The 14,889-nt window shown below is 59.5% G+C and carries 15 protein-coding genes; 6 read left to right on the top strand and 9 right to left on the bottom strand.

The features are described from left to right. Positions 1 to 593: 593 nt before the first annotated feature. Positions 594 to 3,203 (bottom strand): bifunctional aconitate hydratase 2/2-methylisocitrate dehydratase, encoded by a 2,610-nt coding sequence (acnB, locus tag ICY20_RS27650; RefSeq protein ID WP_159961160.1) that lies wholly within the window; start codon positions 3,201 to 3,203, stop codon positions 594 to 596. Between the two features lie 397 nt (positions 3,204 to 3,600). On the opposite strand from acnB, the gene ICY20_RS27645 reads away from it, so the two are divergent. Beyond that, positions 3,601 to 4,071: a DUF1289 domain-containing protein gene (locus ICY20_RS27645; protein WP_194939181.1), complete on the top strand. Its 471-nt coding sequence runs from the start codon at positions 3,601 to 3,603 to the stop codon at positions 4,069 to 4,071. 134 nt (positions 4,072 to 4,205) lie between these two features. Here the strand turns inward: ICY20_RS27645 and ICY20_RS27640 are convergent, their stop codons facing one another. After that, positions 4,206 to 5,069, bottom strand: a complete 864-nt coding sequence (locus ICY20_RS27640; protein ID WP_159961032.1) for a universal stress protein — start codon at positions 5,067 to 5,069, stop codon at positions 4,206 to 4,208. A gap of 149 nt (positions 5,070 to 5,218) precedes the next feature. On the opposite strand from ICY20_RS27640, the gene miaE reads away from it, so the two are divergent. Continuing rightward, positions 5,219 to 5,821 carry a tRNA-(ms[2]io[6]A)-hydroxylase gene (gene miaE / locus ICY20_RS27635; protein WP_159961034.1) on the top strand — a complete coding sequence of 201 codons (603 nt, stop codon included), beginning with the start codon at positions 5,219 to 5,221 and terminating at the stop codon, positions 5,819 to 5,821. Here the strand turns inward: miaE and ICY20_RS27630 are convergent. The 5 genes from ICY20_RS27630 to ICY20_RS27610 form a co-directional block, all read right to left on the bottom strand. After that, the gene (locus ICY20_RS27630) at positions 5,777 to 6,976 is read right to left on the bottom strand and encodes an MFS transporter (protein ID WP_194939180.1); all 1,200 of its coding nucleotides are present in this window, start codon (positions 6,974 to 6,976) and stop codon (positions 5,777 to 5,779) included. The genes miaE and ICY20_RS27630 overlap by 45 nt on opposite strands. A gap of 45 nt (positions 6,977 to 7,021) precedes the next feature. Then, positions 7,022 to 8,167, bottom strand: a complete 1,146-nt coding sequence (gene ampC / locus ICY20_RS27625; RefSeq protein WP_194939179.1) for a class C beta-lactamase — start codon at positions 8,165 to 8,167, stop codon at positions 7,022 to 7,024. Next, positions 8,154 to 8,486, bottom strand: coding sequence for a hypothetical protein (locus ICY20_RS27620; protein WP_194939178.1), 333 nt, complete (start codon positions 8,484 to 8,486; stop codon positions 8,154 to 8,156). The genes ampC and ICY20_RS27620 overlap by 14 nt, the downstream gene beginning before the upstream one ends. Before the next feature lie 214 nt (positions 8,487 to 8,700). Beyond that, complete coding sequence (gene yghX, locus ICY20_RS27615; RefSeq protein ID WP_194939177.1) at positions 8,701 to 9,588, bottom strand: YghX family hydrolase; 888 nt, start codon at positions 9,586 to 9,588, stop codon at positions 8,701 to 8,703. 44 nt (positions 9,589 to 9,632) lie between these two features. Then, positions 9,633 to 10,127 carry a PaaI family thioesterase gene (locus ICY20_RS27610; RefSeq protein ID WP_159961040.1) on the bottom strand — a complete coding sequence of 165 codons (495 nt, stop codon included), beginning with the start codon at positions 10,125 to 10,127 and terminating at the stop codon, positions 9,633 to 9,635. Positions 10,128 to 10,227: 100 nt separating this feature from the next. Here ICY20_RS27610 and ICY20_RS27605 point away from each other — a divergent pair, with 100 nt between their 5' ends. Further along, complete coding sequence (locus ICY20_RS27605) at positions 10,228 to 10,794, top strand: YceI family protein (RefSeq protein WP_194939176.1); 567 nt, start codon at positions 10,228 to 10,230, stop codon at positions 10,792 to 10,794. Here the strand turns inward: ICY20_RS27605 and ICY20_RS27600 are convergent. After that, positions 10,791 to 11,681: a DMT family transporter gene (locus ICY20_RS27600; protein WP_194939175.1), complete on the bottom strand. Its 891-nt coding sequence runs from the start codon at positions 11,679 to 11,681 to the stop codon at positions 10,791 to 10,793. The genes ICY20_RS27605 and ICY20_RS27600 overlap by 4 nt on opposite strands. 89 nt (positions 11,682 to 11,770) lie before the next feature. Here ICY20_RS27600 and ICY20_RS27595 point away from each other — a divergent pair, with 89 nt between their 5' ends. Continuing rightward, entirely contained in the window at positions 11,771 to 13,096 is a 1,326-nt protein-coding gene (locus ICY20_RS27595) for an aminotransferase-like domain-containing protein (protein ID WP_194939174.1), read from the top strand. A 7-nt stretch (positions 13,097 to 13,103) separates the two neighbouring features. Here the strand turns inward: ICY20_RS27595 and ICY20_RS27590 are convergent, their stop codons facing one another. Then, positions 13,104 to 13,535: a nuclear transport factor 2 family protein gene (locus ICY20_RS27590; protein ID WP_194939173.1), complete on the bottom strand. Its 432-nt coding sequence runs from the start codon at positions 13,533 to 13,535 to the stop codon at positions 13,104 to 13,106. A 235-nt stretch (positions 13,536 to 13,770) separates the two neighbouring features. On the opposite strand from ICY20_RS27590, the gene ICY20_RS28235 reads away from it, so the two are divergent. Then, entirely contained in the window at positions 13,771 to 13,989 is a 219-nt protein-coding gene (locus tag ICY20_RS28235; RefSeq protein ID WP_228758622.1) for a DUF6434 domain-containing protein, read from the top strand. A 7-nt stretch (positions 13,990 to 13,996) separates the two neighbouring features. Further along, positions 13,997 to 14,734, top strand: a complete 738-nt coding sequence (locus ICY20_RS27585; RefSeq protein ID WP_159961162.1) for a CPBP family intramembrane glutamic endopeptidase — start codon at positions 13,997 to 13,999, stop codon at positions 14,732 to 14,734. Positions 14,735 to 14,889: the final 155 nt, after the last annotated feature.

Genomic DNA, 14,889 nt, shown 5'->3' with positions numbered 1-14,889 from the left:
GAGCACCATACTGGCTGCCTTGAGTTTGAATTCACTGGAATAAGATTTGCGCATATCCAAAACACCTCAAATTTAGGCGCCATCATAGCGCCCGATTAAAGTGTCCAAAATCATTAGGCCAGATCAAGCCCCCTCCCACATTGGTTTGTGGTATTGGCTATACCGTATTTTCAGGCAAAGCATGCTGATTGCTTGAGCTTTGGCGCGGCCTTTCAGGCGGTGTAGGTCAAAAAAGTGGGAGGGGGCTTGCTCCCGATGGCGGTGTGTCAGTGCCAGATTTATTGGCTGACACCCTGCTATCGGGGGCAAGCCCCCTCCCACATTGGTTTGTGGTGTTGGCTATACCGTATTCCAGGCAAAGCTTGCTGATTGCTTGAGCTTTGGCACGGCCCTTCAGGCTGTGTAGGGCTAAAAGGTGGGAGGGGGCTTGCCCCCGATGGCGGTGTGTCAGTGCCAGATTAATTGGCTGACCCACTGCTATCGGGGGCAAGCCCCCTCCCACATTTGGTTTATGGTGTTGTGAAGACTGTATACCAGGCATAAAAAAACGCCGCGTACCTTGCGATACGCGGCGTTTTTATTGCATCAACACCTTAGGCTTGAATCACCGGGATGTTGGCGCTTGCTGCGATTTTGCGGAACTCGGCGATCTGGTCGAAGTTCAGGTAGCGGTAGACGTCACTGGCCATGGTGTCCAGTTTCGCTGCGTAACCCATGTACTCTTCGACAGTCGGCAAGCGACCCAGGGTGGAAGCAACTGCCGCCAACTCAGCCGAGGCCAGGTAAACGTTAGCACCGTCACCCAGACGGTTCGGGAAGTTACGGGTCGACGTCGACACAACGGTCGAGTTCGGCTCTACACGTGCCTGGTTACCCATGCACAGCGAGCAACCCGGCATTTCCATGCGTGCGCCAGCCTTGCCGTAGATGCCGTAGTAGCCTTCTTCGGTCAGTTGGTGAGCGTCCATCTTGGTCGGCGGCGACAGCCACAGACGGGTTGGCAGCTGACCCTTGACCTGTTCCAGCAGTTTACCGGCAGCGCGGAAGTGACCGATGTTGGTCATGCACGAACCGATGAATACTTCGTCGATCTTCTCGCCGGCAACGCTCGACAGCAGACGGGCATCGTCCGGGTCGTTTGGCGCGCAGAGGATAGGCTCGTTGATTTCAGCCAGGTCGATCTCGATAACTTCGGCGTATTCGGCGTCGGCATCGGCAACCATCAGTTCAGGGTTGGCAACCCAGGCTTCCATCGCTTGGGCACGACGTTCCAGGGTGCGCGCATCGCCGTAGCCTTCACCGATCATCCAGCGCAGCAGGGTGATGTTGGAGTTCAGGTACTCGGTGACGGACGCTTCGGACAGCTTGATGGTGCAACCGGCAGCCGAACGTTCAGCCGAGGCGTCGGACAGCTCGAAAGCTTGTTCCAGCGTCAGGTCGTTCAGGCCTTCGATTTCCAGGATGCGACCGGAGAAGGCGTTCTTCTTGCCTTTCTTCTCTACGGTCAGCAGACCCGATTGGATCGCGTAGTAAGGAATGGCATGAACCAGGTCACGCAGGGTGATGCCAGGTTTCATCTTGCCTTTGAAGCGCACCAGGATCGATTCCGGCATGTCCAGTGGCATTACACCAGTGGCTGCGGCAAACGCTACCAGGCCAGAACCGGCCGGGAACGAGATGCCCATCGGGAAACGGGTGTGGGAGTCACCACCGGTGCCGACGGTGTCCGGCAGCAGCATACGGTTCAGCCAGCTGTGGATGATACCGTCGCCTGGACGCAGCGATACACCGCCACGGGTCATGATGAAGTCAGGCAGGGTGTGGTGGGTGGTTACGTCGATCGGCTTTGGATAGGCCGCGGTGTGGCAGAAGGACTGCATTACCAGATCGGTCGAGAAGCCCAGGCACGCCAGGTCTTTCAGTTCATCACGGGTCATTGGACCGGTGGTGTCCTGGGAGCCCACGGTGGTCATCTTCGGCTCGCAGTAGGTGCCAGGACGAACGCCTTTGCCTTCTGGCAGGCCACACGCCTTGCCGACCATTTTCTGTGCCAGGGTGAAGCCTTTGCCGGTGTCGACAGGTGCTTCTGGCAGCTTGAACAGGTCGGTAGGGCCCAGGCCCAGTTCAGCACGGGCCTTGTCGGTCAGGCCACGGCCGATGATCAGCGGGATACGGCCGCCAGCGCGAACTTCGTCCAACAGCACCGGGGTCTTCATTTCGAAGGTGGTGATGACTTCGTCGGAATCGTGTTTGCAGACTTTGCCAGCATGCGGGTACAGGTCGATCACGTCGCCCATATTCATGTTGGTGACGTCGAATTCGATAGGCAGTGCGCCGGCATCTTCCATGGTGTTGTAGAAGATTGGAGCGATCTTGCTGCCGAAGCAGAAGCCGCCAGCGCGCTTGTTCGGCACGTATGGAACGTCGTCGCCGAAGAACCACAGTACGGAGTTGGTCGCCGACTTACGGGACGAACCGGTACCAACCACGTCACCCACGTAGGCGATCGGGAAGCCTTGGCCGCGCATCTCTTCGATCTGCTTCATCGGGCCGGTCTTGCCTTGCTCGTCCGGCACGATGCCTTCGCGAGCCATTTTCAGCATGGCCAGGGCGTGCAGCGGGATGTCAGGACGGGACCAGGCATCAGGCGCAGGGGAGAGGTCGTCGGTGTTGGTTTCGCCAGTGACCTTGAATACGCGCAGGCTGATCTTGTCGGCCAGGGTAGGGCGGTTCTTGAACCACTCGCCGTCAGCCCAGGATTGGACGACCGCTTTGGCGTGTTCGTTGCCGTTCTTGGCTTTTTCAGCCACGTCGTGGAACGCATCGAACATCAGCAGGGTGTGCTTGAGTTGGGCGGCGGCAACAGGTGCCAGCTCGGCGTCGTCCAGCAGCTCGACCAGGGTCACGATGTTGTAGCCGCCTTGCATGGTGCCAAGCAGTTCAACAGCGCGTTTTTTGCTGATCAGGGGGGAAGTGGCTTCGCCCTTGGCCAGGGCAGACAGGAAACCGGCCTTGACGTAGGCAGCTTCGTCAACGCCTGGTGGAATACGGTTGGTGATCAGGTCAACGAGAAATTCTTCTTCGCCAGCCGGAGGATTTTTCAGCAGCTCGACCAGGCCTGCGGTTTGTTCGGCGTTAAGCGGCTGGGGAACAATACCCAGGGCTGCACGCTCTTCGATATGTTTGCGGTAGGCTTCAAGCACAGTTATTACCCTCATCAGTGGTCCCACGGGACGCTCATCCAGAAATGAACGGCACGCATGCGCTCGGGGGCTTTTTGGGCCGCAAAGCCAGCGCTGCCGGCATTCCTCACAGAAGCTGCTTTCAAAGTTTTACGCCTGCAGAACGGAGCTGATGAGGGTTGGCGAGGGCATTGACCTACCGAGTCATTGACCATCGCCAACACCGTTCTGAAGGAACGACTGTGCTCGTGACGCTTTGAAAACAGCTTCCAGCGGATTATTGGCGCCTTACAAGGCCGGATGATTCTACGGCAAAAAATTTCTAAAGGTAAGTTGCCTTGGCAAGTTTGCAGGGTGATCAAGGTTAGACAAAGGGCTAACATGGCGCATTGTTTCGCTGATTTGCGTGTCGTTACCCATGCCCAACCAAACCATCAAGACCCCCTGCGTAGGCCTGTGCTCCACGGTCTACGGCGATCTCGTGTGCCGTGGCTGCAAGCGCTTCCACCACGAAGTGATCCAGTGGAACGGTTACAACGAAGAAGAAAAACGTGCGGTCTGGCTGCGGCTTGAGCAGCTATTGGTGCAGGTGATGGCCGGTAAAGTGGAGGTTTTCGACCCCAAGATGCTGCGGGGCCAGTTGGAGCAGCGCAAGATTCGCTTCGTGCCACACCAGTCGGAGTACTGCTGGGCGTACCAGTTGATTGCCCGGGGCGCACGGGTGATTTCCAACCTGGAGGCGTATGGCATGGTGTTGTTGCCGGAGTTTCGTGAGTGGGCGTTGCCGGATTTACGCGATGCCATTGATCGTGAGTTTTTTATCCTGTCCGAGGCGCATTACCAGCGCTATATCGCGCCGGGGTTTCTGCGGGACGTATTCTCCAACTGACACAACACAAAACAAATGTGGGAGGGGGCTTGCCCCCGATAGCGGAGTGCCAGCCACCAAATGTTTAGCTGACACACCGCCATCGGGGGCAAGCCCCCTCCCACATTTTGATCTTTATCGTTCAGGCGATAGCGTCAAGGCTTGCTCGCCAGCTCTTCCAGCTGCGCCATCAGTGTTTCAGGCTTTAGCACCAGCACATCACTCGCCACCGCATCCAACACCACCTCCGCCGTATTACCGATCAACGCCCCGGAAATCCCGGTACGCCCCACGGTGCCGATAATGGTCACTGCCGCTTCCAATTTATGTACCAGGTGCGGGATCAACACATCCGCCGGCCCCTCCTCGATATGCAGGTGCTTGTCGTCCACATCGAACTCAGCCTGGAACGCCCGGCACTGCTCCCGATAACGCGCCGCGATGGTTTCCTTGAGCTGAAAGGTCGGGTCCGCCGCCGACAGCATCGGCGACGGATGAGCGCTGATCACGTGCAGTTGCGCCTTGGCCAAGCTGGCGATGTCGAAGCCATGGTCAATGATGGCGTTGTGCAGTGAGCGGTGCTCGCCGTCGCTGTTGCCCACGTCAATGGCCGCCAGGATCACCCGGCCGGCCCAGGGTGTAGAGGTCTTCACGAGCAGCACCGCCGTCGGGCAGTAGCGCAGCAATTTCCAGTCTGCGGGGGTAAGCAGTGCCTTTTTCAGCGGGCTGTCCGGGAAATGTTGCTTGATCACCAGCCCACAGCCTTCGGCCTGCTGCACGTCGATGATGGTTTCATGCAGGCTGTCATTCCACGCCTGTTCGGTGGTCACGCTGTAGCCATCTTCCTGCAAGCCCGCCTTGAGCAGCGCCAACAGCGCCGAGTGTTCGTGCTTTTTGTCGCACACCAGCAAATGCAAATGCGCGCCGGTGACCCCGGCGATCAGCTTGGCGCGCTTGAGGGCCAGGCTTTCCGAATGCTCGGGCTCGATGACCACCAGGATGCTGCGGATGGCTTGCATGGTCGGGTTCTCCAGAAAAGGGGCTTGGAACAACTATAGTTGCTGCCCGCCAGACGGCATGTTGATACACATCAAGGCGGGTGACTGGTGGTCTGCGGCGTGGTCGGTATAATCGGCGCCCTTTTGTGATCCTTTTGCCCGTGAGCCCGATGAACCTGCCAGAAATCCACGAATTCCTCGGTTGCCGCACCCCTGATGCCTGGGTCCAGGCCGCGCTGGCCGATCAGGAAACCCTGCTGATCGACCACAAGAACTGCGAATTCAAAGCCGCCAGTACCGCCTTGAGCCTGATCGCCAAGTATTACAGCCATGTCGACCTGATCAATATGATGTCGCGCCTGGCCCGTGAAGAGCTGGTGCACCACGAACAAGTCATGCGCCTGATGAAAAAGCGCAAGGTCGAGCTGCGTCAGTTGAACGCCGGGCGTTACGCCTCGGGTTTGCGCAAAGTGGTGCGCACCCATGAGCCGGTCAAGCTGGTGGACACCCTGGTGGTGGGCGCGTTTATCGAAGCCCGTAGTTGCGAGCGTTTCGAAGCGCTGGTGCCGCATTTGGACGAAGAGCTCGGCAAGTTTTACTTCGGCCTGCTTAAAAGCGAGGCCCGGCACTTCCAGGGTTACCTGAAACTGGCCTACCAGTATGGCGATGCCAAGGACGTGGCACAGGTGATCGAACGGGTGAGGGCGGCCGAGCAGGAGCTGATCGAATCACCCGACGTCGAGTTCCGCTTTCACAGTGGCGTGCCAGCCTGAGGCCACGGCCACGCCGATCAGCGCGGTGATACCGGTCAGCAACAGGATCACCGTCTGCGTGCCCAACGGTGCGGCCAATACGGCAATCACCAGGCCTGCCAGCGGTTGTGGCAGGTTATTGAGCAAGGTGATTACACCCACGGTCTTGCCGAAGTCCTGCACCGGTATGACCTTCTGGCGTACGCTGCGCATGTACACGCTGTACATTTTGTCGAAGCCGATCACCAGTAGAAAGCCCAGCGAGTAAACCCACAGATTGGGGCTGATCGCCATGATCAGTGCGCCGACTGCGATCAGCCCGTAGGACAACCCACCCAGCACCTTCAGCGGTAACGTTGCGCGGGCCAGATAAAACAGAATCACGATGGTCACCAGTGCCCCTGCCGCTTGCAGCAGCGCGTAGGCGTCCTTGCCCGCGGCGAATTGCCCAGTGACCATGGCGGCGCAAGTGGCCAGCGTGACGCCAATGATCAGGTTAACCCCCACCGTCAGCGCGATCAGCCGCTTCAAGCCGGCCAGGTTGCCAATGTGCCCGAACGCGATGCGCAGCGGTTGCAGCCAAATATCCCGATGTTGTTCAAATACCTCCAGGCTCACTGTGTTGGTGCGTTGCCACACACCCATGGCCAGGTCGGCCAGCACAAACAGCGCGGCTACCCCCAGCACCACCCATGGCCACGCCCAGACTTCGAGCATCAACGCCGCCACCAAAGGCCCCAGCACCAGCCCGCTCTGATCGGCGATCTGCGAGTAAGAGAGGGTCTTGGCGTAGCTGTACTGCTGGAACACGTGGGGCATCAACACTTCGCGGGCCATGACGCCCTGGGTGGTCAACACCCCGCACAACGCCGAAAGCATCACGAGCCAATAGATGCCGTCGAATACGCCGTACAGCCCAATCGCAATCACGCAAGCCAATGCACGGTAAACCTGGCTGATATGCAGGATGCGCACGGGAGGGTACTTGTCACACAGCGCCCCACACACTGGAAAGGCCAGAAAGCGCGGCAGTGACTCGACGAAAAACGCCAAGCCAGCCAAGGACACACTTTGGGTGGTCTGGAACACGATCAACGGCACGATAAACAGCAGGACCTGATCCGCCAGCCGTGACAGGAACAGCGATATAAAGAACGCCAGGTAATCCTTACGCATACAACTCCCTGTAGGTGCGTTGATCGATCATGGCCAGGATGGAGTTTACGGTTTCAGCGCGCTCAAAATCCCATGGGCCAGCTTCACCCGTTCGGCATTTGGGTAGTTTTTGTTCGCCAGAATCACCACCCCAATATCCTTGCTCGGCACATACGCCACATACGCACCAAAACCACCGGTCGAACCGGTTTTGTTGTACAGCCTGTTGGTCGTTTGCTGCTGGGCCGGATTCAGCCATTTCACTGTGTGCGGCTCCATCGCCATCGGCGTGGAATTGCCCTCAGTCAGGGCTTGCAGCGTGATGGGGTAGGGGTAGGACTCCCAGCCCAGGCCCTGGGTCATGCCGTTCACGCTGTAGTAACCGGCATGGGTGGTGGCGATGGCCTGTTGCAGCGGTTTCTCAAGGGTTTGAGGGCGCATGTTGAGCATCACGTAACGCGCCAGGTCCTCGGTGCTGGTCTTGATGCCGTAGGCTTCACTGTCCAGTGCACCTGGGCTGACGCGGACGGGGTTCTGGTCCTTGTCATAACCTTGGGCGTAGCGATTTAGCTGGTCGGCAGGCACGCTGACGAACGTATTCTTCAAACCCAACTTGGGCAGCAGGGTGTGCTCCATGGCGACGTTGAACGGCTGGCCAAGGCTTTGGGCGGTGAGGTAGCCGAACAGGCCGATGCTCGGGTTGGAGTACAGCCGCTGTGTGCCGGGCGGGTAGGCGGGTTTCCAGTGCTGGAAGTAGTCGAGCATGGTCTCGGCGCTGTCGGCGGCCTGCGGGAATTGCAGCGGCAGGCCACCCGGTGTGTAAGTGGCCAGTTGCAGCAAGCTTATATGGTCAAGAGCGCTGCCCTTGAGCCCGGCAAGATGCTCGCTGGCCGTGTCCGACAGCTTCAGCGCGCCGCGCGCCTGTGCGTAACCGCCAAGCGTGGCGGTAAAGGTTTTGCTCAGTGAGCCGATCTCGAAGAGCGTGCTCTGGGTGACGGGCTGCCGGGTGTCTTTGTTGGCGACGCCATAGTTGAAATATTCCACCTTGCCCTGGTTCACCACCGCTATCGAGAGGCCGGCGATGCCTTGTTGTTGCATCAGTGGCTTGACGCTGTCGTCCATCACCTTGTGCAAGTCGGTGGCGGCCATGCAAGTGCTGGCACTGATCAAAAATGTTGAAGCCAGGATGCTTCGTACGTTAAAACCCGTCATTAACGGCCTCTGTAGAAGTTGTGTGTTGGCGCCCAAGATCCACGTGTACCGGGTAGGCCGGGTCACAGGGAACCGTGCGGTATGTTCCCTCTAGTGGTGTGAGCAATTGATAGCGAGATTCGTCATGTTGTACGCATAGCCAACATTGGTCGTAGGCATCTAAATGGTCAACTTTCCACACCAGGTCGCTATCGAAGAAGAACTGGTAAAGGTCCAGCTCCTCAGCGCTCAGTTTGCCAGAAGGAACGCTGGTGATTTTTAGTCCAAAGTCCAGCCAAACCAGGTTTTCGCCGGTCTTGCTGCAGCTTACGTTGGGCACGTTCAAGGGCTCCTCAGTTTCAGCGTTGAATAATGCCACCGTCGGCGGTGTAGGCAATAAGACGCGTCTTAATTCGACCTGTGGCGAGGGAGCTTGCTCCCGTTGGACTGCGCAACAGTCCCAGGCTCTTTAAACAAAGTGCAGGGGCCGCTTCGCCGCCCAGCGGGAGCAAGCTCCCTCGCCACAAGTCGTGTTTGTCCTTGACTGACGGGCATTAGGCCAAATATTTGCGAAACCATCCCAGGGTGCGTTCCCACGCCAGATTCGCCGCCGCCTCGTCGTATCTCGGCGTCGAGTCATTGTGGAAACCGTGGTTGGCACCCTTGTAGATAAACGCCTCGTAGGTCGTTCCTGCCGCCTTCAACGCTTTTTCATACGGCGGCCAGCCCTCATTGATTCGCGTGTCCAACTCGCCAAAATGCAACATGATCGGCGCCTTGATGCGCGGCACATCCTTGGCCTCGGGCTGGCGCCCATAGAACGACACGGCCGCGCCCAGTTCCGGGTAGGCCACGGCCGCCGCATTGGTCACGCCACCGCCATAGCAGAAACCGGTGATGCCGACCTTGCCGGTGCTGCTGTCGTGGTGCATCAGCCATTCGATGGCGGCAAAAAAGTCGTTCATCAGTTTGGTGGGGTCGACGGTCTGTTGCAGCGCCACGCCTTTTTCATCGTTGCCGGGGTAGCCGCCCACCGAGGTCAGGCCATCGGGCGCCAGCGCGATAAAGCCGGCTTTTGCCAGGCGTCGGGCGACGTCTTCGATATATGGGTTGAGGCCACGGTTTTCGTGCACCACCACCACGGCGGGCAGTTTGCCTGCGGCCTTGGCCGGGCGTACCAGATAGCCGCGCACCGTGCCGTTGCCCTTGGGCGACGGATAAGTGATGTAGTCGGCGATGATGTCCGGGTCGGTGAATTTAACCTGCTCGGCCAGCGCGTAGTTGGGGCTCAAGGCCGCCAGCAGGGCCGAGGCGGTGAGGCCGCCAAAGGTGAACAGCGCGGCACGGTCGAGAAATTCGCGGCGGTTGATCTTGCCGTGGGCATAGCCGTCGTAGAGTTCCAGCAGTTCGGGGGCAAAGTCTTTCGCGGTGAGACGAGTCATCGGTGCAATCCTCGATTAGCGGTGGCAGTCAATGTAGACCAGGATCAGCCCCGGCGGCCATGTGCGGCGGCGGCCAATTGGCCGGTGTCGACGCGCACGAAGATCGAGTCGCCGACGGCCGTGAGCACGTCCCCGGCGTACACCTCGCAGACCACGCGGCTTTTGCGCCCTACGTCACCTTCGACACGAGCGCGCAAGGTCAGGGTGACGCCCATGGGTGTGGGTTTGATAAACTTTATGCCCAGGTTGCCGGTCACGCAGTCTATACGCGGCAGGCTGCCGGGCTCACGTTGTTCGGCGCGGTAGTGGTAAGCCATGGCAGTCCAGTTGGAATGACAGTCCACCAGCATAGCGATCAGGCCACCGTAGACCAGGTCGGGCCAGCCGGTGTACTGGGCCTCGGGGGCGTGCTCGGCGATCAGGTGCACGCCATCGGTGTCCCATCGGCTCTTGATGTGCAGGCCGTGAGGGTTGCTGGCGCCGCAGCCGTAGCAAATACCTTCTGGTGCGGTGGTGTCCTGAAGAGAGGGGGTGTACATGCAGAGTCCTTGTTGTTCTTGGGCGACTACTCTGTTTAACAGGGCAGCGGCACAATGGGAAATCGTGGCTAGGTCCCAACCTCTTTTTGCGGAGCGTTGCATGAAACGTCAAATGTCTCGGACCGCTGCATTGGTATTGATGCTTGCGTGTTGCGCCAGTGCGCAGGCGCAGGAATATCGGGACGTGAACCCCACGGCCAGCCAGATCAGCTTTACCTATAAACAGTTGGGTCAGCGCGTGTATGGCACTTTCAGTCAGTTCGAAGGCAGCTTGGCCTTCGATACGCAACGCCCGGAAGCGGGGCATGCGCTGCTTAAGATTCAGCTGGCCAGCATCGACGCTGGCAGCCCTGACGCCAATGATGAGCTGCAGCGCGCTTCGTGGTTCGACACGGGGACCTATCCGGTGGGCACCTATGAATCCACCACTGTCGCGGCGCTGGGGGGCAATCGTTACAAGATCGACGGCCAGTTGACCATCAAGGGCATAACGCGTCCTGTGTCCGTGGACGTTCTGCTCAAAGAGCAGGACGGTATCGGTATTTTTGACGGTGAGTTCATTCTCAAACGCGGTGACTTCAAGATCGGCGAAGGCGAATGGGCGGGTAACAGCGTGGTGTCCAACGACATCAACATCAAGTTCAAGATGGTCGCGCCCCAGCGTTAAGCGGCAAACTTCTTCGAGCCGGCCACGCAGCCGATCACCGCGACCGTCACCAGCACCATGCCCAGGCTGACCTGCTCATGCAGCAGGCCCGCCGCCAGCGCCAGGCCAAAGAACGGTTGCAGCAGCTGCAGTTGGCCAACGGCGGCGATGCCACCTTGGGCCAGGCCGCGATACCAAAACACAAACCCGATCAGCATACTGAACAGCGCCACATAGCCCAGGCTCAGCCAGGCCGGCAAGCTGATGCCGCCAAAGCTTGCGGGCGCAAGGATCAGGCTCAACGGCGCCACCACCGGCAGCGATATCACCAACGCCCAGCAAATCACCTGCCAGCCGCCAAGGCTACGGGACAAAGTGGCGCCTTCGGCATAACCCAGGCCGCACACCAACACTGCCAGCAACATCAGCAAGTCCCCGGCGGGGGCCGCGCTCAAGCCTTGGGCGAAGGCATAGCCCATCACCAGCACACTGCCCAGTATCGAAAACAGCCAGAACACTGGGCGCGGGCGCTCGCCGCCGCGCAGTACGCCGAATACCGCCGTGGCTAAAGGGAGCAGGCCGATAAACACGATGGAGTGCGCCGACGTCACGTATTGCAGTGCCAGCGCGGTGAGCAGGGGAAAGCCAATCACCACGCCCAGTGACACCACTGCCAGGGGCGCCCACTGGTTGCGCGCAGGGCGTTTTTCCTTGAACAGCCTCAGCACAAGCACCCCCAGCAGGGCGGCAATGGCGGCGCGGGCCATGGTGAGAAACACCGGGTCGAATTCCATGACAGCCAGGCGCGTGGCGGGCAATGAGCCGCTGAAAATCACCACGCCGATAAAGCCGTTGATCCAACCTTGGGTGTTGCTGCCCAGGGTGTTGAGCCGCGAGGTACGTTCCATGAAGAGGCGTCCGAAAAGAAAGATTGCGTTGTGCTCATCCTAGAGTTGAAGATTGAGACAATCAAAAAATTGTCATGGATACATCGCCTATGCCCCGGGCCCGTTACAAGTCGTTGGTCGATACCTTTGCCCAAGCCATCCGCAGCGGCCAGATGCCCCCCGGCACACGTCTGCCGACTCACCGCCAATTAGCCGCCGAGCATGGCCTGGCGCTGGTCACGGCCAGCCGGGTGTACAGTGAACTGGAGGTCATGGGCCTGGTCAGCGCAGAGGTCGGGCGCGGCACCTTTGTGCGCGAGATCTCGCTGCCGCCGGGGCAGGGCAGTGGGCAGATGACCCTGGCGACGGGCATGCTCGACCTCAACTTTAACTACCCCTCGCTACCGGGCCAGGCAGAGCTGTTGCGTACCGCGTTACGGCAACTGGCGCTGTCCGGCGATCTGGAGTCATTGTTGCGTTACCAGCCCCATGCAGGCCGTGTGCATGAGCGCGCGGTGATGGCGCGTCACTTGCTGAGCCGCGGGCTGACGGTGACGGCTGAGCAGGTATTGGTGGTCAGCGGCGCCCAGCACGGGCTCGCGGTGACGATGATGGCGTTGCTCAAGCCGGGGGATGTGATTGCGGTGGATGCGCTGACGTACTCGGGCTTCAAGGTGCTCGCCGAGACGCTGCATCTGGAGGTGGTCGCGATCCCGGTGACGGCAGATGGACCTGATCTGGACTACCTGCAAAACCTGTGTCGCAAGCGCCCGGTGCGTGCGGTCTACTGCATGCCGACCCTGCATAACCCATTGGGTTGGGTGATGAGCCAGGCGCAGCGTGAACAGCTGGTGGGCATTGCCCGTCAGCACAATCTGATGATTATCGAAGACGCGGCCTACGCGTTTTTGGTGCAAGACGCACCGCCGCCCGTGGCCAGCCTGGCGCCGGAACGCACGGTGTATGTCGGCGGGCTGTCGAAAAGTGTCGCGACTGGCTTGCGGGTGGGGTTTGTCGCAGCGCCTTTGGCATGGATGGGTCAGTTGGAGCGCACCATCATGGCCACCACCTGGAACGTGCCAGGGGTGATGAGTGCCATCGCGGTGGCGTGGATCAAGGACGGCACCGTGGCCCGGCTGGAAGCGCAAAAACGCCAGGACGCCCAGGCCCGACAAGCATTGGCGGCACAGGTGTTGAGCGGGATGGCCTGCATCAGTCACCCCTCGTCCTATTTCCTGTGGCTGCCCCTGGCCGAGGACGTGCGCGCCGATCAGGTCGCGATGACGTTGCAGCGCGAGCATGTCTGGGTCTCCACCGCCGAGCCGTTTGCCGTCTCGGCCCATGTGCCCCACGCCTTGCGCCTGGCGTTGGGGTCGGTGCAGATGCCCGCGCTGCGCGAGGCCTTGGTCAAGGTCCGCCAGGTTTTGGTGTGGTAAGCCTGCCTCAGTACTTGTAAGCCTGACGGCCGATCAGCAGCCACTTGCCTTTCTGGTGTTGCCAGACCTGGAAGTTGTCGATATCGGTGGGCACTTCGACGCCGCTGTTCACGGCCAGGGCATGGAAGTGGTTGCGCACCAGCGCCGTGTCGCCGTTCAGGGTGATGGTCTGGTTTTGCATTTCCAGAGTCTTGAAGGCGCTGGTATGGGTTTCGAGGTCGGCGATGAACTGGGCCTTGTTCTGCACTTTGCCGCTGGAGTGGCCGTAGGTGAGTTTGTCGGACGTCAAGGCATGCAGTTGCTTGAGGTCCAGGTGCAGCATGGCTTGGGTCAGCTGATCGACCGCTTGGGCGACCTCTTTTTCGGCGGGGGCTGGCGCGGCGGCGACGTAGCCGCTGAGCAGGCACAGAAAACCGATCAACACTTTAACGTTGGGCATGGGTGTTTCCTTATTGTTGTAGGGGTATGCACGACAGCTGTAGTCGTCGTACAACAATGCAATAGGTTCAGTGGTGAAGGAAAGTTAAATTTGAAATATCCTGAAAAGATTAGTCTTGATAGGTTCTTTTAGCTGATACGACATCCCATCACTTCGTTCGACTTAATGCCGCGCTTCCTGTGCAAATGGCACGTCGCTATGCTGCTGGCGAATGAGTAAAGAGCTGAGCGACAAAATGGACTTTGACTGGCATAGCGACCCCATCACCCGCGCCACACCCGTTACCTCGAACTATAAGAACACCCAGAATGTACGTCGCTTCATGCTTGCGTGCTGTGGCCCGGGGTTTAAGTTCGACCGGCCATTCATGGCCTGGATTCGCAACGATGTCCCCAAGACTCTGGGCGATGTGGTGGATGAGTGGCAGCGCCGCAATGGAGCCGCACACGATTGACGCGTCGATGATCAACCAAGGCTTGGGGGTGCTGATCGACTACGGCATCCACCTGGTGCCGGGCGTGCTGTTGTTTGGTCTGTGGTTCGCGCTTACCCCAAAATCGCTGCTGGCCCTGCGTATTTTCGTGCTGCTCGCGGCGTTTGTGCTGATGCGCGATGTGATGACGCCGCTGGGAATGTGGGCGTTGGGCAGCGAGGTGCAAATAGCTTTCACGGCCAATACCTTCGTACTGGCCGCACTGGGAGGCTTGTCACTACTACTGATTGCAGGGCTCGTTCGCGCGGCGCCGGAGCTGGCGCGATTGATCCAGTGGGCCAAGGGCAACCGTGCTGTGGGCCTGATGGTGGGGCTGGCAGTGGGCTGCCTGATTGGCGTGCCATTGCGGTTGTACCAAGGCATCGAAGCGGCGGCGATTCCCGGCTACTGGGTGTGGCTGCCGGGCATGGTGGTGTTGGCCTACGGTGCCAATGCGCTGGAGGAGGTGCTGTTTCGAGGTTTTTTGCAGGGGTATCTGGAGCAACACGTCACGCCTTTGCGCGCGGCGCTGATCAGTGGTGTGGCGTTTGCAGCCTGCCACAGCTTCCTGGCGTTAAGTGTTACCCAACTGGGCTGGCCGATTCTGGGCTTTACCCTGATCGAAGGCTTGGCCTGCGCGTTGGTGCGTATGCGCTATGGCGTATTACCCGCGACGATAGCTCATGGTTCGGCCATCCTGCTGATCGCCGTGCCCTTTATCACATGACTTGAAACAGCCATCGCAGACAAGCCAGCTCCCACAAGGGGGACGGCATTTAGCCGATGCTTGGTTTGAAATGCAGCCAAAAAGTGTGGGAGCGGGCTTGCTCGCGAATGCGGTGGTTCAGTCAGTATATTTGTCGACTGATTCACCGCATTCGC

The sequence above is a fragment of the Pseudomonas pisciculturae genome, from assembly GCF_015461805.1.
Classification (GTDB): domain Bacteria; phylum Pseudomonadota; class Gammaproteobacteria; order Pseudomonadales; family Pseudomonadaceae; genus Aquipseudomonas; species Aquipseudomonas pisciculturae.
Note: the sequence above shows the minus strand (reverse complement) of the source record. Positions and strands in the feature narration are given on the sequence as shown.